The sequence below is a fragment of the Streptomyces hyaluromycini genome (assembly GCF_002217755.1).
Classification (GTDB): Bacteria; Actinomycetota; Actinomycetes; order Streptomycetales; family Streptomycetaceae; genus Streptomyces; species Streptomyces hyaluromycini.
On the sequence record NZ_BCFL01000046.1, the window covers coordinates 12404 to 33723 of the forward strand.

19 protein-coding genes are annotated in these 21320 nt (G+C 71.6%); 10 read left to right on the forward strand and 9 right to left on the reverse strand.

Annotated elements, in window-relative coordinates; genetic code table 11:
• Position 1 precedes the first annotated feature (1 nt).
• The 3 genes from tyrS to SSP29_RS50780 all read right to left on the reverse strand — a co-directional run bounded on the left by tyrS (position 2) and on the right by SSP29_RS50780 (position 4436).
• The gene (gene tyrS / locus SSP29_RS50770; protein ID WP_089107822.1) at positions 2 to 1270 is read right to left on the reverse strand and encodes a tyrosine--tRNA ligase; all 1269 of its coding nucleotides are present in this window, start codon (positions 1268 to 1270) and stop codon (positions 2 to 4) included.
• Positions 1271 to 1349: 79 nt separating this feature from the next.
• Complete coding sequence (locus SSP29_RS50775) at positions 1350 to 2744, reverse strand: metallopeptidase TldD-related protein (protein ID WP_089107823.1); 1395 nt, start codon at positions 2742 to 2744, stop codon at positions 1350 to 1352.
• A gap of 168 nt (positions 2745 to 2912) precedes the next feature.
• Complete coding sequence (locus tag SSP29_RS50780; protein WP_089107824.1) at positions 2913 to 4436, reverse strand: TldD/PmbA family protein; 1524 nt, start codon at positions 4434 to 4436, stop codon at positions 2913 to 2915.
• 236 nt (positions 4437 to 4672) lie between these two features.
• Between SSP29_RS50780 and fabG the strand changes: the two genes are divergently transcribed.
• The 3 genes from fabG (at position 4673) to SSP29_RS50795 (ending at position 6678) form a co-directional block, all read left to right on the forward strand.
• Positions 4673 to 5392 (forward strand): 3-oxoacyl-[acyl-carrier-protein] reductase, encoded by a 720-nt coding sequence (gene fabG, locus SSP29_RS50785; protein ID WP_089107825.1) that lies wholly within the window; start codon positions 4673 to 4675, stop codon positions 5390 to 5392.
• A 5-nt stretch (positions 5393 to 5397) separates the two neighbouring features.
• Positions 5398 to 6165, forward strand: a complete 768-nt coding sequence (gene fabI, locus SSP29_RS50790; RefSeq protein WP_089107826.1) for an enoyl-ACP reductase FabI — start codon at positions 5398 to 5400, stop codon at positions 6163 to 6165.
• 162 nt (positions 6166 to 6327) lie between these two features.
• Complete coding sequence (locus SSP29_RS50795) at positions 6328 to 6678, forward strand: hypothetical protein (protein WP_089107827.1); 351 nt, start codon at positions 6328 to 6330, stop codon at positions 6676 to 6678.
• Here SSP29_RS50795 and SSP29_RS50800 read toward each other — a convergent pair.
• Entirely contained in the window at positions 6656 to 7348 is a 693-nt protein-coding gene (locus tag SSP29_RS50800) for a FadR/GntR family transcriptional regulator (RefSeq protein ID WP_089107828.1), read from the reverse strand. The genes SSP29_RS50795 and SSP29_RS50800 overlap by 23 nt on opposite strands.
• Positions 7349 to 7426: 78 nt before the next feature.
• Between SSP29_RS50800 and SSP29_RS50805 the strand changes: the two genes are divergently transcribed.
• The 4 genes from SSP29_RS50805 to SSP29_RS50820 all read left to right on the forward strand — a co-directional run bounded on the left by SSP29_RS50805 (position 7427) and on the right by SSP29_RS50820 (position 10034).
• Positions 7427 to 8740 (forward strand): CynX/NimT family MFS transporter, encoded by a 1314-nt coding sequence (locus SSP29_RS50805; RefSeq protein ID WP_089107829.1) that lies wholly within the window; start codon positions 7427 to 7429, stop codon positions 8738 to 8740.
• Positions 8741 to 8925: 185 nt separating this feature from the next.
• Positions 8926 to 9042 (forward strand): SGM_5486 family transporter-associated protein, encoded by a 117-nt coding sequence (locus tag SSP29_RS61115; RefSeq protein WP_089107830.1) that lies wholly within the window; start codon positions 8926 to 8928, stop codon positions 9040 to 9042.
• Between the two features lie 175 nt (positions 9043 to 9217).
• Positions 9218 to 9424, forward strand: a complete 207-nt coding sequence (locus tag SSP29_RS50815) for a hypothetical protein (protein ID WP_089107831.1) — start codon at positions 9218 to 9220, stop codon at positions 9422 to 9424.
• A gap of 91 nt (positions 9425 to 9515) precedes the next feature.
• On the forward strand, positions 9516 to 10034 hold the full coding sequence (locus tag SSP29_RS50820; RefSeq protein ID WP_089107832.1) for a SixA phosphatase family protein: 519 nt from the start codon (positions 9516 to 9518) through the stop codon (positions 10032 to 10034).
• Positions 10035 to 10166: 132 nt separating this feature from the next.
• On the opposite strand, the gene serB is transcribed toward SSP29_RS50820, so the two are convergent.
• Positions 10167 to 11375, reverse strand: a complete 1209-nt coding sequence (gene serB / locus SSP29_RS50825; protein WP_089107833.1) for a phosphoserine phosphatase SerB — start codon at positions 11373 to 11375, stop codon at positions 10167 to 10169.
• A gap of 206 nt (positions 11376 to 11581) precedes the next feature.
• Entirely contained in the window at positions 11582 to 13576 is a 1995-nt protein-coding gene (locus tag SSP29_RS50830) for a streptophobe family protein (RefSeq protein WP_089107834.1), read from the reverse strand.
• A 244-nt stretch (positions 13577 to 13820) separates the two neighbouring features.
• Between SSP29_RS50830 and SSP29_RS50835 the strand changes: the two genes are divergently transcribed.
• Complete coding sequence (locus tag SSP29_RS50835; protein WP_089107835.1) at positions 13821 to 16355, forward strand: ABC transporter ATP-binding protein/permease; 2535 nt, start codon at positions 13821 to 13823, stop codon at positions 16353 to 16355.
• Between the two features lie 85 nt (positions 16356 to 16440).
• Here SSP29_RS50835 and SSP29_RS50840 read toward each other — a convergent pair whose 3' ends face one another.
• From SSP29_RS50840 to SSP29_RS50850, 3 genes are all read right to left on the reverse strand, one after another.
• Entirely contained in the window at positions 16441 to 17205 is a 765-nt protein-coding gene (locus tag SSP29_RS50840; RefSeq protein ID WP_089107836.1) for a transglycosylase SLT domain-containing protein, read from the reverse strand.
• A gap of 294 nt (positions 17206 to 17499) precedes the next feature.
• Positions 17500 to 18582: an S-adenosylmethionine:tRNA ribosyltransferase-isomerase gene (locus SSP29_RS50845; RefSeq protein ID WP_089107837.1), complete on the reverse strand. Its 1083-nt coding sequence runs from the start codon at positions 18580 to 18582 to the stop codon at positions 17500 to 17502.
• Positions 18579 to 19274, reverse strand: a complete 696-nt coding sequence (locus SSP29_RS50850; RefSeq protein ID WP_089107838.1) for an SDR family NAD(P)-dependent oxidoreductase — start codon at positions 19272 to 19274, stop codon at positions 18579 to 18581. Before SSP29_RS50850 ends, SSP29_RS50845 begins: the two co-directional genes overlap by 4 nt.
• A 225-nt stretch (positions 19275 to 19499) precedes the next feature.
• Here SSP29_RS50850 and SSP29_RS50855 point away from each other — a divergent pair, with 225 nt between their 5' ends.
• Together SSP29_RS50855 and SSP29_RS50860 are read left to right on the forward strand one after the other, a co-directional pair.
• Entirely contained in the window at positions 19500 to 20645 is a 1146-nt protein-coding gene (locus tag SSP29_RS50855) for a GAF domain-containing sensor histidine kinase (RefSeq protein WP_089107839.1), read from the forward strand.
• Positions 20638 to 21279, forward strand: a complete 642-nt coding sequence (locus tag SSP29_RS50860) for a response regulator (protein ID WP_089107840.1) — start codon at positions 20638 to 20640, stop codon at positions 21277 to 21279. The genes SSP29_RS50855 and SSP29_RS50860 overlap by 8 nt, the downstream gene beginning before the upstream one ends.
• The last annotated feature ends 41 nt before the right edge of the window (positions 21280 to 21320 follow it).

Here is a 21320-nt window from a genome sequence, read left to right on the forward strand (position 1 = left end):
CTCACGAACCGACGACCTCCACCGCCGCCAGGTTCTTCTTCCCCCGCCGCAGCACCAGCCACCGCCCGTGCAGCAGCTCCGCAGGCTCCGGCACCGCGTCCTCGGCGGTCACCTTCACGTTGTTCACGTAGGCCCCGCCCTCCTTCACGGTCCGCCGCGCGGCGGACTTGGAGGCCACCAGCCCGACCTCGGCGAACAGGTCGACCACCGGACCCAGCTCGGCGACCTTGACATGCGGCACCTCGGACAGCGCCGCGGCCAGCGTCCGATCGTCCAGCTCCGCCAGCTCGCCCTGCCCGAAGAGGGCACGGGACGCGGCCATCACGGCAGCCGTCTGGTCGGCGCCGTGCACCAGCGTGGTCAGCTCCTCGGCCAGCGCCCGCTGAGCGGCCCGCGCCTGCGGACGCTCCTCGGTCTGCTTCTCCAGTTCCTCAAGCTCCGCAGGGGACTTGAAGGACAGGATCCGCATGTACGTCGAGATGTCCCGGTCGTCCACGTTCAGCCAGAACTGGTAGAACGCGTACGGCGTCGTCATCTCGGCGTCGAGCCAGATGGCTCCGCCCTCGGTCTTGCCGAACTTCGTGCCGTCCGCCTTGGTCATCAGCGGCGTCGCCAGCGCGTGCACGCTGGCGTGCGGCTCCAGGCGGTGGATCAGGTCCAGACCCGCCGTGAGGTTGCCCCACTGATCGCTGCCGCCCTGCTGGAGCGTGCAGCCGTACAGCCGGAACAGCTGGAGGAAGTCCATGCCCTGGAGGATCTGGTAGCTGAACTCCGTGTAGCTGATGCCCTGGTCGGACTCCAGGCGGCGCGCCACGGAGTCCTTGGTCAGCATCTTGTTGACGCGGAAGTGCTTGCCGATGTCCCGCAGGAACTCGATCGCGGACAGGCCCTCGGTCCAGTCGAGGTTGTTGACCATGACGGCCGCGTTCTCGCCCTCGAAGGACAGGAACGGCTCGATCTGGGCGCGCAGCCTGCCGACCCAGCCGGCGACCGTCTCGGGGTCGTTGAGCGTGCGCTCGGCCGTCGGGCGCGGGTCGCCGATCAGACCCGTCGCACCGCCCACCAGAGCCAGCGGCCGGTGACCGGCCTGCTGGAGCCGGCGCACGGTGAGCACCTGCACCAGATGCCCGACGTGCAGGGACGGCGCGGTCGGGTCGAAACCGCAATAGAACGTGACGGGACCGTCCGCGAGCGCCTTGCGCAAAGCGTCCTCGTCAGTGGACAGGGCGAACAGCCCCCGCCACTTCAGCTCGTCGACGATGTCCGTCACGGTTCTCGTATCTCCTTGAGCGATCTTCGGCAGATCTCTGGATGATCTTCGGGCAGTCGTACGACCACCGGCTACGAGGTTATACGCCCTGACTGACAGAGCTCATATTGAAGTCGGGCACGCGCAGCGCGGGCATCGCCGTCCTAGTGAACCAGTCGCTCCACTCCCTCGGCAGCGTCTTTTCCGTGCGCCCGGCCTCGGCCGCCCGCCCCAGCAGGTCCACCGGCGACTCGTTGAACCGGAAGTTGTTCACCTGCCCGGTGACCTGGCCGTTCTCCACCAGGTAGACGCCGTCCCGGGTCAGGCCCGTGAGCAGCAGCGTCGCCGGGTCGACCTCGCGGATGTACCAGAGACAGGTCAGCAGCAGCCCGCGCTCGGTCGACGCGACCATGTCCTCCAGGGAGCGGTCCTGGCCGCCGTCGAGGATCAGGTTGCCGCCCGCCGGGGCGACCGGCAGCCCGGTGAGGCCCGCGCTGTGCCGGGTGGTCGTCAGGTGCTCCAGCCTGCCGCCCGCGATCCACTCGGTGGGGGCGACCGGCAGCCCGTTGTCGAAGACCGACTGGTCTCCGCCGGAGGAGTGTGCGACGACGAAGGGCGCGCACTCCAGACCCGGCTCGTTCGGGTCGCTGCGCAGGGTCAGCGGCAGATCGGTCAGCTTCTCGCCGACCCGGGTGCCGCCGCCCGGCTTGGAGAACACCGTCCTTCCTTCTGCCGCGTCCCGCCCGGACGCCGACCACAGCTGGTAGATCAGCAGGTCGGCGACGGCGGTCGGCGGCAGCAGCGTCTCGTACCGGCCGGCCGGGAGGTCCACGCGCCGCTCGGCCCAGCCCAGCCGTACGGCGAGCTCGGCGTCGAGCGCGCCGGGGTCGACGTCCTTGAAGTCCCGCGTGGACCGCCCGGCCCAGGCCGAGCGCGTACGGTCCGGCGACTTGGCGTTCAGCTCCAGCGTGCCGGTGGGCTGGTCGTGCCGCAGCCGCAGCCCGGTCGAGGTGCCCACGTACGTCGACACCAGCTCGTGGTTGGCGAAGCCGTACAGCTCGCGACCGCCGGCACGCGCGCGTGCGAAGGCCTCGCCGAGCGCCGGGGCGAAGTCGGCGAACACGGCGGAGGAGGTCTCGGCGGGCGCGTCCGTGAAGTCCGGAGCCTCAGTTACGCCGGTGACCAGCGGCTGGGCGTCCTCGGCGGGCCCGGCACCGCGCGCGGCGGCCTCGGCGGCCCGCACCAGCGGCTCCAGGTCGTCCGCGGTCACGGCCGCCCGGGACACCACGCCCGAGGCGGTGCCCTCCTTGCCGTCGACCGTCGCGACGACGGTGAGCGAACGGCCGCGCGTGACGCCGTTCGTGGTGAGCGCGTTGCCGGCCCAGCGCAGGTTGGCGGTGGAGTGCTCGTCGGCGATGACCACACAGCCGTCGGCCCGCGACAGCTCCAGAGCGCGCTCGACGATCTCGTGCGGCTTGCTGCTACGGGCGCTCATCGACCGGCCTCCTGCGTGGTGTTGAGACTGTGCTTTCCCGGGAGGCAACCCCCGGACCCCCGGCCGAGTCCTGCACTGACGCTCATCGACCGGCCTCCTGCGTGGTGTTGAGACTGTGCTTTCCCGGGAGGCAACCCCCGGACCCCCGGCCGAGTCCTGCACTGACGCTCATCGACCGGCCTCCTGCGTGGTGTTGAGGATGTTGACGCCCTTGAAGAGGGCCGAGGGGCAGCCGTGCGACACGGCGGCGACCTGCCCCGGCTGGGCCTTGCCGCAGTTGAAGGCGCCGCCGAGGACGTACGTCTGGGGGCCGCCGACGGCCGCCATGGAGCCCCAGAAGTCGGTGGTCGTCGCCTGGTAGGCGACATCGCGCAGCTGCCCGGTGATCCGGCCGTTCTCGATCCTGAAGAACCGCTGGCCGGTGAACTGGAAGTTGTAGCGCTGCATGTCGATGGACCAGGAGCGGTCGCCGACCACATAGATCCCGCGGTCGACCCCGCCGATCAGGTCCTCCGTCGCCAGCCCGGCCGGGTCCGGCTGCAGGGACACGTTGGCCATGCGCTGCACGGGGACGTGTCCGGGGGAGTCGGCGTAGGCGCATCCGTTGGAGCGGTCGAAGCCGGTCAGCCGCGCGATCCTGCGGTCCAGCTGGTAGCCGACGAGCGTGCCGTCCTTCACCAGGTCCCAGGACTGGCCCGCGACGCCCTCGTCGTCGTAGCCGATGGTCGCGAGGCCGTGCTCGGCGGTGCGGTCGCCGGTGACGTTCATCAGCTCGGAGCCGTACTTCAGCTTGCCGAGCTGGTCGAAGGTGGCGAAGGAGGTACCGGCGTAGGCGGCCTCGTAGCCGAGTGCGCGGTCCAGCTCGGTGGCGTGGCCGATGGACTCGTGGATGGTCAGCCACAGGTTGGAGGGATCGACCACCAGGTCGTACAGACCGGCCTCGACGCTCGGCGCCCGCATCTTCTCGGCCAGCAGCTCCGGGATCTGCTCCAGCTCGGTGTCCCAGTCCCAGCCGGTGCCGGTGAGGTACTCCCAGCCGCGGCCGACCGGCGGTGCGACGGTCCGCATCGAGTCGAACTCACCGCTGGAATCGTCGACCGACACCGCTGTCAGCTCCGGATGCAGTCGCACCCGCTGCTGGGTCGTCACGGTCCCGGCCGTATCCGCGTAGAACTTGTTCTCGTGCACGGTGAGCAGCGAGGCGTCGACGTGGCTGACGCCGTTCGCCGCCAGCAGCCGCGCGCTCCACTCCGCGAGCAGCGCCGCCTTCTCCTCGTCCGGCACGGAGAACGGATCGATCTCGTACGACGAGATCCACGTCTTCTCCGCGTGCACCGGCTCGTCGGCCAGCTGCACCCGCTCGTCGGACCCGGCGGCCTTGATGACCTGCGCCGAGAGCTTCGCCATCGCCACCGCCTGCGAGGCGACCTTGGCGGCCGCGTCGAGGGTCAGGTCGACCCCCGACGCGAAGCCCCAGGTACCGCCGTGCACGACCCGGACCGCGTACCCGAGGTCGGTGGTGTCCGACGATCCGGCGGGCTTGGCGTCCCGGAGCCGCCAGGACGCGCTGCGCACCCGCTCGAACCGGAAGTCCGCGTGCTCGGCCCCGAGCGCACGCGCGCGTGCCAGCGCGGCGTCGGCCAGGGCCCGTAGCGGAAGCGCCGTAAAGGCTTCGTCGATGGAATGAGGCACGGAGGTCTCCCTGCTGTCGTGGCCTGTCCGTCCGATCATGTCGCGCCCGCGGGCGCGCGGACCACAGGTTTCGGCCTGGCGTCGCGCCTTTCTGTAGGGACCCGACAGTGACACTCCCGAGCCACTGTCGGTGCCCGCTTGCCCGCGGCGATGGCGGGACCGATAGGTTTTCGATGAAGCCGCCTGTCATGCCAGCTGCTCGGGCGGGTGGTCAGACCGAACGAAAGGGTGATCCGTTGAGCCGCTCGGTTCTCGTCACTGGAGGCAACCGGGGCATCGGCCTCGCCATCGCCCGCGCTTTCGCCGACAACGGCGACAAGGTTGCCATCACGTACCGCTCGGGTGAGCCGCCGGCCGTCCTCAAGGAACTCGGCTGCCTCGCCGTCAAGTGCGACATCACCGACTCCGAGCAGGTGGAGCAGGCCTACAAGGAGATCGAGGACGCGCACGGCCCGGTCGAGGTCCTGATCGCCAACGCCGGCATCACCAAGGACACGCTCCTGATGCGCATGTCCGAGGAGGACTTCACCTCGGTCATCGACACCAACCTCACCGGCACCTTCCGGGTCGTCAAGCGCGCCAACCGCGGCATGCTGCGCGCCAAGAAGGGCCGCGTCGTCCTCATCTCCTCGGTCGTCGGCCTCTACGGCGGCCCCGGCCAGGCCAACTACGCCGCCTCCAAGGCCGCCCTGGTCGGCTTCGCGCGCTCCCTCGCCCGTGAGCTGGGCTCGCGCAACATCACCTTCAACGTCGTCGCGCCCGGCTTCGTCGACACCGACATGACCAAGGTGCTCACCGACGAGCAGCGCGCCACCATCGTGTCGCAGGTGCCGCTCGGCCGGTACGCGGAGCCCGAGGAGGTCGCCGCGACGGTGCGGTTCCTCGCCTCGGACGACGCCTCGTACATCACTGGAGCCGTCATCCCCGTTGACGGCGGACTGGGAATGGGTCACTGATCACCATGAGTGGAATCCTTGAGGGCAAGCGCATCCTGATCACGGGTGTGCTGATGGAGTCCTCCATCGCCTTCCACGCGGCCAAGCTGGCCCAGGAGCAGGGTGCCGAGATCATCCTCACGGCGTTCCCGCGGCCCACACTGACCGAGCGCATCGCCAAGAAGCTGCCGAAGCCCACCAAGGTCATCGAGCTCGACGTCACCAACGACGAGCACCTCGGCCGCCTTGCCGACCTCGTCGGCGAGGAGCTCGGCGGCCTCGACGGCGTCGTCCACTCCATCGGCTTCGCCCCCCAGGACGCGCTCGGCGGCAACTTCCTCAACACGCCGTTCGAGTCCGTCGCCACCGCCATGCACGTCTCCGCGTACTCCCTGAAGTCGCTGACCATGGCCTGCCTGCCGCTGATGCAGAACGGCGGCTCGGTCGTCGGCCTCACCTTCGACGCCCAGTACGCCTGGCCGCAGTACGACTGGATGGGCCCGGCCAAGGCCGCCCTGGAGGCCACCAGCCGCTACGTCGCCCGCGACCTGGGCAAGCAGAACATCCGCTGCAACCTCATCTCCGCCGGCCCGCTCGCCTCCATGGCCGCCAAGTCCATCCCGGGCTTCAGCGACCTGGCCGCCGTCTGGGACCACCGCTCCCCGCTGGAGTGGGACCTCAAGGACCCGGAGCCGGCCGGCAAGGGCATCGTCGCCCTGCTGAGCGACTGGTTCCCGAAGACCACCGGCGAGATCATCCACGTGGACGGCGGTCTGCACGCCATCGGCGCCTGACCCGCACGGACTCCCGAGGCCCGCATCCCGCAAGGGTGCGGGCCTCACCCGTTCGGCCCACCGGCCGGGCCGCCGCCGCTCCGGCGGCGCACCCTGGATTACGCGTGGAGCAAGCGTTCACCGCGCGATGTCCCTCCCCAGCCCGGCCGAGGAGGTCCCCTTGTGCGCCTGTCCCGCAGCCTGGCCCCGGTGACCCTGGCCCTCGCCCTCGTGCTGACGCTGCCGTACGACGCGGAGTCCCACGCGCGCGTGCCCAGCGGGCACAAGCCGGCCCCGCAGCTGTTCGGTGCGTCCTGCCGGACCAGCCTCCGCGGCTCCCATGTGGTGGTCTACTGCCACAACCCCTATGTCGACACCGACCGGGTCCGGCTGCACATCGAGTGCGTCCAGTGGTGGGACATCGACACCGACGGCTCCCCGGTCGACACCGGTCCGGCGATGACCGTCCGGCTCTCCGGCCGTTGCTGGAAGGACGTCGGCGCGGTGTGGGTCAGCCACCAGAAGGTGAGCTGAACCGGTCCGGACGGCACAGGAACGGGTAGCTCGCCGCCTCCTTCGCGGCCGCGTCCGCGTCGCCCGCGCGGATCGCCTCGACCAGCCGGGTGTGGTCCATGTACGACTGCGGCGTCAGCTCGGCGCCGACGTCCGCGCGCAGCCACTCCCGCAGCACCTCGCCCAGGTCGGCGTACATCGCCGTCAGCACGTCGTTGTGCGAGGCGGCCACCACGGCCAGGTGCAGGGTCGCGTCCGCCGTCACGAAGGCCTCCGCGTCCCCCGACCGCCAGGCCTGCTCGCGGCGCGCCAGGAGGGCGTCGAGCTGCCTGAGGTCCTTCTCGGTGCGACGGACCGCGGCCAGCCGGGCGGCCGACGACTCCAGGGTGGAGCGCAGCTCGGCGATGTGCCGGGGGTCGGCCCCGGCGAACCGGCGGTGCATCACACCGGCCAGCTCGCTGGTCGCCGCCACGTACGTGCCCGAGCCCTGGCGGATGTCCAGCAGGCCGTTGTGCGCCAGCGCCCGGACGGCCTCCCGGACGGTGTTGCGGGCCACCCCGAGCTGCTCGACCAGCTCCGGCTCGGTGGGGATGCGCGAGCCCACCGGCCACTCGCCCGAGGTGATCTGGTTCCGCAGCTCGGCGATGACCTGCTCGGACAGCGCCGAGCGACGCGGATGGCTCAGAGGCATGACACACCTTCGCACGCGAGGGCCCGGCGGGGCGATCGGGCCTGCCCGGGGATGGACAACCAATCATCCCATGATTCTATGATGGGCCTCATGGCAGGCAAGGAAACCGAGACCGCGACCGCTGCTTCAGCACGGACGACGGCGCCCGAACGGAGCCCCGCGACCGCCACGCGCGCGTGGACGACCCGGCTGGTCGTCATCGGCATCGTGCTGTCCGCGGTCAACCTCCGGCCCGCCATCACCAGCCTCGGCGCGCTCCTGGAGGAGGTCCGGGACGGCCTCGGCATGAGCGGCAGCGTGGCCGGGCTGCTCACCTCCGTGCCCCCGCTCTGCTTCGCCGTCTTCGGCGTCACGGCCCCCCGTCTCGCCCGCCGCTTCGGCCCGGTGGCCGTGGTCTGCGCGGGCATGGTGGCCGTCGCGGCCGGCCTGCTGATACGGCCGTACGCCGGGAGTACGGCCGGGTTCCTGGCCGGCAGCGCGCTCGCGCTCATGGGCATCGCGGTCAGCAACGTGCTGATGCCGGTCATCGTCAAGCGCTGGTTCCCCGACCGGGTCGGCTCCATGACCGGCCTGTACTCGATGGCCCTCGCCGCCGGCACCTCGGTGGCCGCCGCGGTGACCGTGCCCATGACCGACGCGCTGGGCGGCCGCTGGCAGACCGGGCTGGCCGTGTGGGCCGGGCTCGCGGCGGCCGCGGTACTGCCGTGGGTTCCGCTGGTACGGGACCGGGGAACGGCCCCGGCCCCCGAGGCCGGGGCAGAGACCGAGGCACGCGCGCGTGCGGAACGGCAGCCGCCCGCCCTGCGGATCACCCGCAGCCGTACCGCCTGGGCGCTCGCCGTGTTCTTCGGGCTCCAGGCCACCGCCGCCTACATCACGATGGGCTGGATGGCCCAGATCTTCCGGGACGCGGGCGTCTCCGCGAGCACGGCGGGGCTGCTGCTGGCCGTCACCATGGCGATGGGCGTACCGCTGGCCTTCGTCATCCCGCGCGTGGCCACCCGGCTGCCGCACCAGGGCCCGATCGTGATCGCGCTCGGCGTCTGCGGCCTCGCCGGATACGCCGGCCTGTACCTCGCGCCCGCCGGCGGCGCCTGGGCCTGGGCCGTCCTGCTCGGCATCTCGAACTGCGCCTTCCCGCTGGCCCTCACCATGGTCGGGATGCGGGCCAGGACCGGCGCGGGCGTCGCCCAGCTCTCCGCCTTCGCCCAGAGCGCCGGATACCTGATCTCCATCCCCGGCCCGCTGCTGGTGGGCGTGCTCTACCAGCACGGCGGCGGCTGGGGGCTGCCGATCGCCCTCATGATCGGCCTGATGATCCCGCAGATGGCGGTCGGCGTCCTGGCGGGCCGCGACCGCACCGTGGAGGACGAGGCGGCCGCGACCGCGTGACGTCGAGCAGGCCGGGGCCGCCTGACTTCCAGCCGGTCGCCACCGCCTGACACCGCACCGGCCCCCTCGGCCCGCACCGGCCCCCTCGGCCCGCACCGGCCCCCTCGGCCCGCAGCGGCCCCGCCGGCCCGTGTCGCGGCCACCCCGCCCGGTCCGTCCCCTTCCGGGGGTGCCAGACTGGCCCCATGCCAGTGCTCGACCCGAACCCCCAGAACGGTCAGAAGAAGATGCTGATCGTCTTCGGCTCGTTCTTCGCCATCTTCATCGTCATCGCCGTCATCGCGACCCTCGCGTCCCCCTGACCACGCCGACCACCGCTCCCGCGGCCGATGGTGGGGCTAGCCCCCCATCCCCTAGGGGGTGAGGGTCAGGGTCAAGTGGGTGGATCACCGGATGGGTTGACGACCGCGGATTCCGTAATTTCGAGGTGTGGCCGTGAGGACGGCCGACGGACCTCGGAGACCAGCGGAGGCGATCATGCCGGCCCTAACGCACACCCGGCCCCACCCGGCGACCCCGGGCGGCGTCGACATCCGGCTCCCCTGGTGGGCGCTCGCCCTTCCCGCGCTCGCCTTCGTCGCCCTGCTGATTCTCATACTGAACCCGGCGGACGCCCACGCGGCCGCCGGCGACCCCGCCGTCACCCGCCTCTTCGAGCGCGTACAGCAGCTCGTCACCCGCTAGCCGCCGTACCTCCGCGTCGGCCGCCGGGCAGGGCGAAGCCGCATGTCAACTCCCTGCGCCCGATGGCCTGTTTCATGCGAAGCTGGGTGCCATGAGCGTCGCAGAACCCCGCAGGATTGTCCTCTTCCGCCATGCGAAAGCCGACTGGCCACAGGTGACCGACCACGAGCGACCGCTCGCTGACCGGGGCCGAATGGAGGCCGCCGTCGCCGGACGCAAGCTGGCGGACAGCGGCATCACCTTCGACCTGGCCCTGTGCTCCACCTCCCTGCGTACCCGGGAGACCTGGAAGCTCGCCGTCCATGAGCTCGCGCACCGGCCGAAAACCATCTATGAGGAGCGGGTGTACGAGGCCTCGCCCGGCGAGCTGATCGCCGTGCTCAACGAGGTGCCCGACGATGTACAGAACGTGATCCTCATCGGTCACAACCCCGGCGTGCACGGTGTGACCGAGATCCTCGCCGGCACCGCCGAGACCGACGCCCGCGAGTGGCTGAACCGCCGGGGCTTTCCCGCCGCCGCCTTCGCCGTCGTGACGCACGAGGGCTCCTGGAAGGCCCTGGAGCCCGGCGTGGCCACACTCGCGGACTACTGGGCACCTTCGGAGTGAGACCACCGCACCACCACTGACGTGGTACGCCGAGGGGCCCGGCACCGGGGAGACGGTGCCGGGCCCCTCGGGTCCGGACCGGCGTGTCCGGATTCGGCGGGTCGGATGGGCGTGTCGGACAGGCCGGACGGTTCAGCTCTCGTCGTGGGTGTCCGCCGCCTCGACCTCTTCGCGGGTGACGCCCAGCAGATAAAGGACCGTGTCGAGGAACGGGAAGTTCACCGCCGTGTGCGCGGCCTCGCGGACCACCGGCTTGGCGTTGAAGGCGACACCGAGACCGGCCGCGTTCAGCATGTCCAGGTCGTTGGCCCCGTCACCGATGGCCACCGTCTGTACCAGCGGCACACCCGCCTCGGCGGCGAACCGGCGCAGCAGCCGCGCCTTGCCCGCCCGGTCCACGATCTCGCCGGTCACCCGGCCGGTCAGCTTCCCGTCGACGATCTCCAGCGTGTTGGCCTGGGCGAAGTCCAGCCCCAGCCGCTCCTTCAGATCATCGGTGACCTGGGTGAAACCGCCCGAGACGACGCCGACTTGGTAGCCGAGCCGCTTCAGCGTACGGATCAGGGTCCGCGCGCCCGGCGTCAGCCGCACCTCGGCGCGCACCTTCTGCACGACCGACTCGTCCAGCCCCTCCAGCAGCGCCACACGCGCGTGCAGCGACTGCTCGAAGTCCAGCTCGCCGCGCATCGCGGCCGCCGTCACCTCGGCGACCTGGTCCTCGCAGCCGGCGTGCGCGGCGAAGAGCTCGATCACCTCGTCCTGGATGAGCGTCGAGTCCACGTCCATGACGACCAGTCGCTGGGCCCGCCGGTGCAGACCCGCCGCTACGACCGCGATGTCCACGCCGAGCTCGGCCGCGTCGGAGGCCAGGGCGGTGCGCAGCGGCTCGGTCTCCACGCCGGACACCGCGAACTCGACGGCTGTCACCGGGTACTTGGCGAGCCGGAAGATACGGTCGATGTTGCCGCCGGTCTTGGCGATCCGGGCGGCGATGGCGGCCGTCGACTCGGCGGTCAGGGGGTGGCCGAGGACGGTGACCAGGGAACGGCCGAGACCGCGCGGCCGGTTGTCGCCGCGGCCGGAGATGATCTCCGCCTGCATCTTCATCGACTCGGCCCAGCTGTGCACGGTCGCCCGGAGGTCGCCCTCCAGCCCCGCCGGGGGCTGGGTCACGAGCGCGCACAGCACCAGGCGGCCTCGCGTGACGACCTGCTCGATGTCGACCACGTCGACCATGTAGGCGGCAAGCGTGTCGAAGAGGCCGGCCGTGATGCCCGGCCTGTCCTTGCCGAAAATCTTGACGAGGAGAGTGGGGACCTCGGAGGTCTGCGGATCGCTCATGGTGTAACCACCGTAACCGGCACCCAGTGCCTGCGGCGCAGGTGGTCCGCCTGACGGACACGGAACAATAGGTGTCGGGTCGGTGTCGGACGCTTTGATTCCGGACTACGGGCGAACGTGCGTGCGATGTCCATGGCCCGGTCAGGAGCGCACCCGGCCGTATCTTCACGCGCGGTTCGGCTACGGCTACGGTCCGGCGCCCGGTCTCACCGTCGGGGCCGCCCGGGTGGCGGCGGAGGGGGCGGGGGAGGCGGCGGTGGCGGCGGCCCGGCGCTCGGACCGCCCTGGGACCCGTCGGGCCGCCGCGCGCCCGGCCGGGGCCGCGAGGAGCGGGGCGGCGGGTCGACCGGCCGGGCCATGGTGGGAGCGCCGTACACATCGCCCGAACCGGGCGGCGGGGCGTCGGAGCGGTCCCCGCCGCCACCCGGCCGGCTCTCCTCCGGTGCCCGGCGGCCGTCGGAGCGCCGGCCGTCGTCCGCCGGGGGCGGTGCGCCCGGCGGACGACGCCCTGGGGCGGCGGGACCACCCGGCGGTGCCGCCCGCTGCGCTCCACCGGACCAGGGCCCCCGGCCGCCCCCTGATTCCCGCAGCTCCTCCGGCACCCGGAGATAAGGGTTCGTGTTCGGGTTCGGCGGACGGTACGGGGTCCCCGGCGCATAGGGGCCCGCCTCGCTCCCGCCCCGTTCCGGAGCGCCGCCGGCCCCCTGATAGGCAGGCCCGCCGTCGGCCCCGCCGTGCCCCGTGTCACCCCGTGCCAGCGGGGCCGCACGCGACCCGGCCGCGCCGGTCACCCACGCCAGCAGCGCCCCCGCCGCCCCCGCCGCCGCACCCCAGACCGCTCCGAGCAGCAACGCCATACCCAGTTGCCCGTGCAGTTGGATCCCCGCGCCGAACGCGTCGAAGCCCAGCACCGACAGCGAGGCGTCCACCGACACATCCGTCAGCCAGGCCAGCAACGGCAGCGTGAGTGCGGTGGCGATCCCCAGCCGCACGGCACACCGCCCGGCGAAACCGAGCGCGCCGGAGCGCGAACCCCGACCGCCGGTGCCCTCCGCCCCGGCCGAGCCGGCCCTCCGCCCCGCCGGAGTCCCGGTCACCGGGGTCCGGACCGCCGTGAACACCCCGGCCAGCAGCATCAGCAGCGCCGCCGCGATCCCCAGCAGCCATACCCGTCCGTCCAGGCCGGCCAGGTGGCCCAGGGTCACCGACTGGTCGGACTTCGAGTTCAGGAGTTCGTCGAGGGGGTGCGGCAGGAACATGGTCAGGACACCCGTGGCCCTGCCGTCGAAGGGGACGAAGAGGCCGATCGGGATACCCAGCCAGACGCCGTTCGGGGCGCCGAGCAGCGCCGCGCCCAGGATCCGGGCCGGGTGCGGGTCGCCGATCGCCGCGAAGGCGGCCGCCGCCCAGCCGGCCGCCACGGCCACCAGCAGTACCGTCACCAGCGCCGAGGCCGCCGGCCGTACGACCCGGTGGACCGACTCCCAGCCGCGCGGCAGCGGAGTCCGGCGGGAGGCCAGCAGGGCGATCAGCAGGATGCCCACCGCCCAGCCGAGGCCGCCGAGCAGGGTCGCCGCCGTGTCCACGCTGAAGCCGACCGCCGCGTTCGCGTTCACGAGGTCACCGAGGCGGTCCGGCAGCAGCCCGCCGATGTCACCGATGCCGGGGATCTTCAGCCCGCCGCCGCTCCCTCCACCCGGCAGCTTGTCCAGGCCGAGCGCACCGCCGTCGATCGTCACGACGGAGTGTCCCGCCCAGGCCAGTCCGCCCAGCGTCGCCACGAACAGCACCACCACCGAGCCCGCGCGGGCCAGCAGTTCCGCCGGGGCGATCTCAACTCCGGCCGTGCGCAGGGACCGTAAGAAGAACCATGACAAAAGCAGCGCACCGACCAGGCTCACCCCGAGTGGCGTGATCTGGATGGCCGTGGTGGCCTCCGCTCCCTTCAGGCCGAAAGCGGACAGATCTCCGTCCGGGGTGACCGAACCACCCGCCCCGAGCGCCACAACGGCCGCGGTCATCGGGCCCAGTGAGCCCGCCGCGTCGGCCCGCAGCAGATGCAGACCAAGCGCCGCCGTACCCGCCATACCGATCAACGCCCAGCTCACGGCGGCGAGCGCGGACAACAGGATGTCCGTCCACGGCATCCGTACGCCGTGCCTCGCGCGCTCGACTCCCGTACCAGCCGCACCAGCACTCATGGCAGACCCCCCGATCCGCAGACACGCCGGACCACTCCGTCGCGCTTGTCCCCCTCGCGTGGATTACCACTCTCCGGCCCGGTTTCAACCCCGTCAACGGAAAGAGTTGAAGCGCTCGTCCGAGGCCGCCACAAGGCCCGGCTTTCGGTCAGGGGGCCGAGCCTGAAATAGTTCCCGACGATGTTCGACATCCCTAGACTCCCTGTGATGGGGGTAACTCGGGGGACTACTCATGGGGCTTGGAGTGCCGGAACTCGTACTGGAATCAAACGGACGCACCTGGACGCTCGATCCGTCCAGGTCATACACCCTCGGACGCGATCCGCAGGGGGACATCGTGTTCGACGACGCCAGGGTCTCCTGGCGGCACGCCACGATCAGCTTCGACGGCCGCAGTTGGGCCATCGAGGACCACGGCAGTACCAACGGCACCTTCGTGCAGAGCCAGCGGGTCCAGCGGTCGGAGATCGGCCCGGGCTCGGCCGTCCATCTCGGCAACGCGAACGACGGACCGCGCCTGAGCCTCTCGGGCGCCGCGGCCGCCGTCGCCCAGCCGCAGCCCCAGCAGCAGCCGCTCGCGGCGCAGGGCGCGGGCGGCGCGGGCTGGTCCCAGCCGGCGGCTCCGCAGCAGTCGGCCGCGCGGCCGCCGGCTCCGCAACAGGGCTGGCAGCAGGCCCCGTCGGCGATCCCGCAGCAGCAGGGCGCCCCGGCCATGGCCTCCGGTGGCGGCGCGGGGGCGCCGCCGGTCTACGGCGACCGCAGCCCGACCACGTTCCACCAGTTCTCCATCGGCCGCGTGATGCGCATCGGCCGTGCCCTGGACAACGAACTGGTCGTCTCCGACCTGCAGGTCTCGCGCCACCATGCCGAGTTCCACTCCACGCCCGACGGCCGCATGGAGATCCGCGACCTCGGCTCGCACAACGGCACGTACGTCAACGGCATGCCGATCGCCAAGAGCGGCAGCGCGCTGCTCGACGCGAACGACATCGTGGGCGTCGGCCACTCGACCTTCCGGATCGTCGGCGACCGGCTCGAGGAGTTCGTCGACACCGGTGAGGTCTCCTTCTCCGCACGCCACCTGACCGTCACGGTCGACGGCGGCAAGCAGATCCTGAAGGACGTTTCCTTCGGTGTTCCGGAGAAGTCCGTGATCGCGGTCATCGGCCCGTCGGGATCCGGCAAGTCGACCCTGCTCAAGGCACTCACCGGCTACCGGCCCGCCAACGAGGGCGAGGTGCTGTACGACAACCGCAACCTGTACAAGCAGTTCGCCGAGCTGCGCCAGCGCATCGGTCTGGTCCCGCAGGACGACATCCTGCACAAGGAGCTGACGGTCAAGAAGGCCCTCAAGTACGCGGCCAAGCTGCGTTTCCCCGCCGACACCACGGCCGAGGAGCGCGAGGCCCGCATCGACGAGGTGCTGCGCGAGCTGAAGCTCGACATCCACAAGGAGAAGAAGGTCACCTCCCTCTCCGGCGGCCAGCGCAAGCGCGTGTCGGTGGCCCTGGAACTGCTCACCAAGCCGTCGCTGATCTTCCTCGACGAGCCCACCTCGGGTCTCGACCCGGGCATGGACCGCGATGTCATGCAGCTGCTGCGCGGACTTGCCGACGACGGCCGCACGGTCCTCGTCGTCACCCACTCGGTGGCCGAGCTGGCGCTGTGCGACAAGCTCCTGGTGATGGCGCCGGGCGGCTCGGTGGCCTACTTCGGCCCGCCGGAGGAGGCGCTGAACTTCTTCGGCTACGACACCTGGGCCGACGTCTTCTCCGCCTTCGAGAACTACCGCGACTACGACTGGGCGGGCCGCTGGAAGGGCTCGCAGCACTACCAGATGTACGCCGCGGACATCGACGCGATCGCTCCGCAGTCCGTACAGATGCCTCCGATGCAGGCCATGAAGCCGCGCAAGCCGCAGGGCTGGATGTCGCAGTTCGGCACGCTCGTGCGTCGGTACGTGTCGGTGATCGCCTCCGACAAGGGCTTCCTGCTGCTGACGGTGATCCTGCCGCTCGTCCTCGGCTCGGTGAGCCTGCTGATCGACTCGGGCAAGGACCTGCTGGTCAACACGGAGATCAATCCGGCGACCCAGCAGCCCGTCCCGAACGGCACGGCCACCACGGTCCTGCTGATCCTCGCCGTCGGTGCCTGCTTCGCCGGTGCCGCGAACTCCGTCCGTGAGCTGATCAAGGAACGGGTCATCTACGAGCGGGAGCGCGCGACCGGCCTGTCCCGCTCCGCGTACCTGATGTCCAAGGTCTTCGTGCTCGGCATCGTCACGGTCCTGCAGGGCCTGCTGGTCGGCGTCATCGGCTTCGCCAGCCGGACGATCCCGGACGAGGGTGTGGTCTTCGGCCACCTCACGCTCCTGGAGCTCTGCCTGCCGGTCATGGCGCTGGGCTTCACCTCGATGATGTTCGGCCTGGTCATGTCCGCCCTGGTGAAGACCTCCGAGAAGACCATGCCGCTGCTGGTCATGTTCGCGATCATCCAGGTCGTCTTCACCGGCTGCCTGTTCGCCCTGAACGGCACGATCGGGGTCAACCAGTTCTCGTACCTGATGCCGTCGCGCTGGGCCGTCGCCGCCGCGGGCGCCACCCTGGACTTCAACAGGATCGCCCCGCCCGGCAAGGGCAAGCCCGATGACCCGCTGTGGGCGCACACCGCCGGCGCCTGGACCCTGGACATGGTCGCCCTGATCGCCCTCGGCGTGGTCTGCGCCTTCTTGGTGGCCCGCTTCCTGCGCCGCCACGAGCCCGAGGTCATGCGCAAGTAGCGTTCGCGGTCCGTACGACGCCGAAGGGCGGCACCCGCAACGGGGTGCCGCCCTTCGGCGTGTGCGTGCAGAGGTCCGCGCGGCCTCAGTACGCGCTGTTGACGTTGTCGATCGAGCCGTACCGGTGCGCCGCGTAGTTGGCGGCGGCGGTGATGTTGGCTACCGGGTCGTAGATGTTCCAGGACGTGCCGGAGACGTGGTACGTGGCGAAGGTCGGCGGGATCACCTGCAGCAGGCCCTTGGAGGGGATGCCGTTGATGGCGTTGATGTCCCAGTTGTTGATGGCGTTCGGGTTGCCGGAGGACTCGCGCATGATGTTGCGGTGCAGGCCGCTGTAGGAGCCCGGGATGCCCTTGGCGTTCATGATGTCCAGGGCCTGGCGGATCCAGCCGTCGAGGTTGTTGGCGTAGGTCTTCGCGGCGACCTGCTGGATCTGCGGGCGCAGCGCGGACCGGCTCGCGGTCTGCTGGGCGGCGCGCTTGGCGGCGGCCTTCTTCGCGGCGGCGACATGCTTCACGTGGGCGGCGTGGACGTGCTTCACGTGGGCTGCGTGGACCTTCTTCAGGTGAGCCACGTGCAGCTGGTGGGCGGAGGCCTTCTTCTTGGCGGCGATGGCCTCGACCTTGACGTTCTGGAGGGCCAGCCGGTCGGTGACCTTGCCCGTGACGTCCTTGATCTGCGCGGTGCCGTAGGCCGCCTGGGCGGCGGTCGCGGGGGCACCGGACGTGATCGTCTCGGCGCTGCTGGGCACGGCCGAGAAGGCGACGGCGGCGGCGCCGAGCGTGGCGACACCGGCGAGCGCGATCTTGCGGTGCTTGGTCAGCGTCGGACTGTGGGTGTGCTTGGGCATGGCAGGACCTCTTCGAATAGCGCGGAGGTCGCTCGTTGTCCGTGGGGGAGACCGGCTCCTCCTGCACGAACACCGCGGGGGGAACCCGCGGTGCCGAGCGACGCAGCCATTCTTAGCGGCCGCAAAATGCTGTGGCAAAGGTGTGACGTACGATCCCCGGTAGTGGAGCCCGGATGGGCAAAACGGGACAGACTGGAGCGTCTGCCCCGTTCGGGCAGGGACCCTCTATCTCCTATGTCCGTTCGTACGTGATGTGCGCCCTATGTGCCGCCTCACATCGGCCGCACATGAATCTCACCGGGAGTTGCTCTCGCAATGCTCTGCGTGAGGGCTCTCCTCCGGAAGGACGAGGTGCACATCCCCGAACTCGTGCCACAGGTAGAGCCCGCGCAGCGCCTCCTCGTAGCTGCGGTCGACCGCGGCCCGCCCCGCGACCGCCTCCAGCATCAGCAGATGCGAGGCCTCCGGCTCGTGCAGCCCGGTCACCAGCCCGTCCACCACCCGCACCCCGCGCTCGGGCGTCACGACGAGCTCCGTCCACCCCTCGGCCGCCCGCACCACCCCGTCGTCCCCGGCGGCCGACTCCACGGCCCGCACGGCGGTCGTCCCGACGGCGATCACCCGCCGGTCTCCGGCCTTCGCGTTGTTGATCAGCCGCGCCGACGCCTCCGGCACGGCGAAACGTTCCGCGTACGGCGGCTCGTGCGCCTCCGCCGACGACACCCCGGTATGCAGGGTGACCGGCGCGAACTGCACCCCCCGGCTCACCAGCTCCGCCACCAGCCGCGCGGTGAAGGGCCGTGCCGCACTCGGCATCTCCGCACTCCCCGCCCCGTCCGCCGGCGGCAGCGCGAACACCGTCTGGTACACGGACAACGGCTGGTCCCGCTCCGTATAGGAGTAACGAATGGGCCGCCCGTGCTCCCGCAGCAGTCCCCCCACGTCCGCCGAGGCCCGCGCCCACCGCAGCCGCTCGCCCCGCGCGCTCAGCGGCTCCTCCAGGACCAGCCGTACGCCCCCGGGCAGCCGCACCTCACTCCCCGCAGGTGTGCCCGCACGCGCGCGTGTGGTGCCGTTTCCGTTCGGTTCCCGCAGCTCGACCGCCCACCGTCCGTCGTCCCCGCGCGTGGAGAAGTGCACCACCACGCGCGCGTGCCCGACCCGCCCGTCCACGGCGGCCGCCAGGGTGGGAGAGGTGTTCACCACCAGCAGGTCCCCGGCTCGCAGCAGGCACGGCAGCTCGGCGAAGGCGTGATGCGACACCGCCGTCCCGCGCGACACCAGCAGCCGTACGGCGTCCCGCTCAAGACCCGGCCCGCGCTGCTCGGCCGGCACCCGCGCGGACAGCTCCTCCGGCACCCTCACAACGGTCGTCATCGCCCCTCCGCCAGGGCAGGAGCGCCGTACCGCCCACTGGCCGGCCGCTCGTCCAGAAGCCGCAGGAACGCCGGGACCACGGACTCCGGCGCCGGCCGCGGATCGTCGTCGTCCGGTACGGCGGCCGTGTACAGGTCGGTCGCCATGTCCCCGGGATCCACCGCCCACACCCGCAGCCCCGGCTCCTCCACGCCGAGCACGGCCGCCAGCTGGTCCAGGGCCGCCTTCGAGGCGCCGTAGCCGCCCCAGGTCTCGTACGCCTCGGCGCCCGCGTCCGAGCTGATCGCGACCACCGCTCCCGCCGCCGACTCCCGCAGCAGCGGCAGCGCCTCCTGGACCAGGCCCAGCGCGGCCACCACGTTCACCTCCAGCGCCCGGCGCAGCCCCTCCAGAGGCAGCTCGCCCAGGCGCACCAGTGGCTCGGCGCCCAGCGCGCTGGCGTTGCTCACCAGCAGGTCCACCCCGCCCAGGTCCCACGCCGCGGCCACCAGGCCGGCCCGGTGCCTGCCGTCCGTCACATCGCCGGGCAGCGCCGTCACCCGTGTCCCGTGCCCCGCCACGGCCTCCGCCGTCTCCTTGAGGACCTCTGCGCCCCTGGCGTCCAGCACCAGATCCCAGCCGCGCGCGGCCAGCGCGTCGGCCAGCGCCCGCCCCAGCCCCTTCGAGGCCCCCGTGATGATCGCTACCGGCATGACAACCGTCCCCTCGGCTCCGCCCGCCTGCCCCGGCGGTGCCCCCAACGTAGGAAGGGGACCGCCCCGGCCGCCTCGGACGCGGGCCGCAACCCGCAGGGGCCCTTCGGACTACGCCGCCGGTCCGGGCCCCGCGCCCTAGGTCTCCTGGCCTACGGCCTCCGGTCCGGGCCCTGCGCCGTCGGCCCGATCCGTGGTGTCGGACCCCGCCGGTACCGTGAGGGCATGAGTCAAGGTCCCCGGTCCGGCCTCGCGGCGGTGAGCTCCGCGCTGCTGGCCATGAGCAGGCATCTGGAGGTGCGCGACGTTCTCAAGACGATCGTCGCCTCCGCCCGCGAGCTGCTCGACGCGCAGTACGCCGCGCTCGGGGTCCCCGACGACCACGGCGGCTTCGCCCAGTTCGTCGTCGACGGCGTCACCGACGCCCAGTGGAAGGCCATCGGCCCGCTCCCGCGCCAGCACGGCATCCTCGCCGCGATGCTGCGCGAGGCCAAGGTCGAGCGACTGGCCGACGTCCGCACGGACCCCCGCTTCGAGGGCTGGCCCTCGGCCCACCCCGAGATGTCGGACTTCCTGGGCCTGCCGGTCCGCGACGGCGACGAGGTCATCGGCGCGCTGTTCCTGGCGAACAAGAACTGCCCCAAACCGGAAGGCGGTTGCGGCTTCACCGCCGAGGACGAGGAACTCCTCTCCATCCTCGCCCAGCACGCGGCCATCGCCCTCACCAACGCCCGCCTCTACGAGCGCAGCCGCGAGCTGACCATCGCCGAGGAACGCTCCCGGCTCGCCCACGAGTTGCACGACGCGGTCAGCCAGAAGCTGTTCTCCCTGCGGCTGACCGCCCAGGCCGCCGCCGCCCTGGTCGACCGCGATCCCTCCCGCGCCAAGGGCGAGTTGCAGCAGGTGGCCGTGCTCGCCGCCGAAGCCACCGAAGAACTGCGCGCGGCAGTCGTGGAGTTGCGCCCCGCCGCCCTGGACGAGGACGGCCTCGTCGCCACCCTGCGCACCCAGATCCAGGTCCTCGACCGCGCTCACACCGCGCGCGTGACCTTCGCCGCCAGCGGCTTCCGGGCCCTGCCCGCCGCCCAGGAGGAGGCCCTGCTCCGGGTCGCCCAGGAAGCCCTGCACAACGCCCTGCGGCACTCCGGGGCCGAGCACGTCGACGTGACCGTGAACCGGCGCGGCGGCGGCGCCGTCCTGCGGGTCACCGACGACGGCGGCGGCTTCGACCCGCACCTCACCCGGAGCGCCGGACGCCACCTCGGCCTGGTCTCCATGCGGGACCGGGCGAGCGGCGTCGGCGGCACACTGACCGTGGAATCGGCGCCCGGCAAGGGCACCACGATCGAGATGGAGGTCCCCGGTGGCTGACGCGATCCGGGTGCTGCTGGTCGACGACCACCAGGTCGTCCGCCGTGGCCTGCGCACCTTTCTGGAGGTCCAGGACGACATCGAGGTCGTCGGCGAGGCCGCCGACGGCGCCGAGGGGGTCGAGCGCGCCCAGGAGCTGAGCCCCGACGTCGTCCTCATGGACGTCAAGATGCCCGGCCTGGACGGCGTGGAGGCGCTGCGCAAGCTTCGCGAACTCGACAACCCCGCGCGCGTGCTGATCGTCACCAGCTTCACCGAACAGCGCACGGTGGTCCCGGCCCTGCGCGCGGGCGCCGCCGGATACGTCTACAAGGACGTCGATCCCGACGCGCTCGCCACCGCCATCCGCTCGGTGTACGCCGGGCACGTCCTGCTCCAGCCCGAGGTGGCCGGTGCCCTGCTCTCCCAGGAGGAGGCCAACTCCGGCCAGGGCAGGGGCGGTTCGCTCACCGAGCGGGAGCGCGAGGTGCTCGTGCTGATCGCCGACGGCCGTTCCAACCGCGAGATAGCGCGCGCCCTGGTGCTGTCCGAGAAGACCGTCAAGACGCACGTCTCGAACATCCTGATGAAACTCGACCTCGCCGACCGCACCCAGGCCGCCCTGTGGGCCGTTCGCCATGGCGTGGCCGGCTGAAACGCCCTCCGCAACGCTTCACCGACGGCAACCCGGAGGGT

What these genes read in the sequence shown, in the direction of transcription:
- SSP29_RS50800 (WP_089107828.1), bottom strand. Translation starts at nt 7,348, where the DNA reads ATGCCTCTGAGCCATCCGCGTCGCTCGGCGCTGTCCGAGCAGGTCATC.
- SSP29_RS50850 (WP_089107838.1), bottom strand. Translation starts at nt 19,274, where the DNA reads ATGCCGGTAGCGATCATCACGGGGGCCTCGAAGGGGCTGGGGCGGGCG.
- SSP29_RS50840 (WP_089107836.1), bottom strand. Translation starts at nt 17,205, where the DNA reads ATGCCCAAGCACACCCACAGTCCGACGCTGACCAAGCACCGCAAGATC.
- SSP29_RS50815 (WP_089107831.1), top strand. Translation starts at nt 9,218, where the DNA reads ATGCCGGCCCTAACGCACACCCGGCCCCACCCGGCGACCCCGGGCGGC.
- SSP29_RS61115 (WP_089107830.1), top strand. Translation starts at nt 8,926, where the DNA reads ATGCCAGTGCTCGACCCGAACCCCCAGAACGGTCAGAAGAAGATGCTG.
- SSP29_RS50830 (WP_089107834.1), bottom strand. Translation starts at nt 13,576, where the DNA reads ATGAGTGCTGGTGCGGCTGGTACGGGAGTCGAGCGCGCGAGGCACGGC.
- SSP29_RS50855 (WP_089107839.1), top strand. Translation starts at nt 19,500, where the DNA reads ATGAGTCAAGGTCCCCGGTCCGGCCTCGCGGCGGTGAGCTCCGCGCTG.
- serB (WP_089107833.1), bottom strand. Translation starts at nt 11,375, where the DNA reads ATGAGCGATCCGCAGACCTCCGAGGTCCCCACTCTCCTCGTCAAGATT.
- SSP29_RS50820 (WP_089107832.1), top strand. Translation starts at nt 9,516, where the DNA reads ATGAGCGTCGCAGAACCCCGCAGGATTGTCCTCTTCCGCCATGCGAAA.
- SSP29_RS50775 (WP_089107823.1), bottom strand. Translation starts at nt 2,744, where the DNA reads ATGAGCGCCCGTAGCAGCAAGCCGCACGAGATCGTCGAGCGCGCTCTG.
- SSP29_RS50805 (WP_089107829.1), top strand. Translation starts at nt 7,427, where the DNA reads ATGATGGGCCTCATGGCAGGCAAGGAAACCGAGACCGCGACCGCTGCT.
- SSP29_RS50845 (WP_089107837.1), bottom strand. Translation starts at nt 18,582, where the DNA reads ATGACGACCGTTGTGAGGGTGCCGGAGGAGCTGTCCGCGCGGGTGCCG.
- fabI (WP_089107826.1), top strand. Translation starts at nt 5,398, where the DNA reads ATGAGTGGAATCCTTGAGGGCAAGCGCATCCTGATCACGGGTGTGCTG.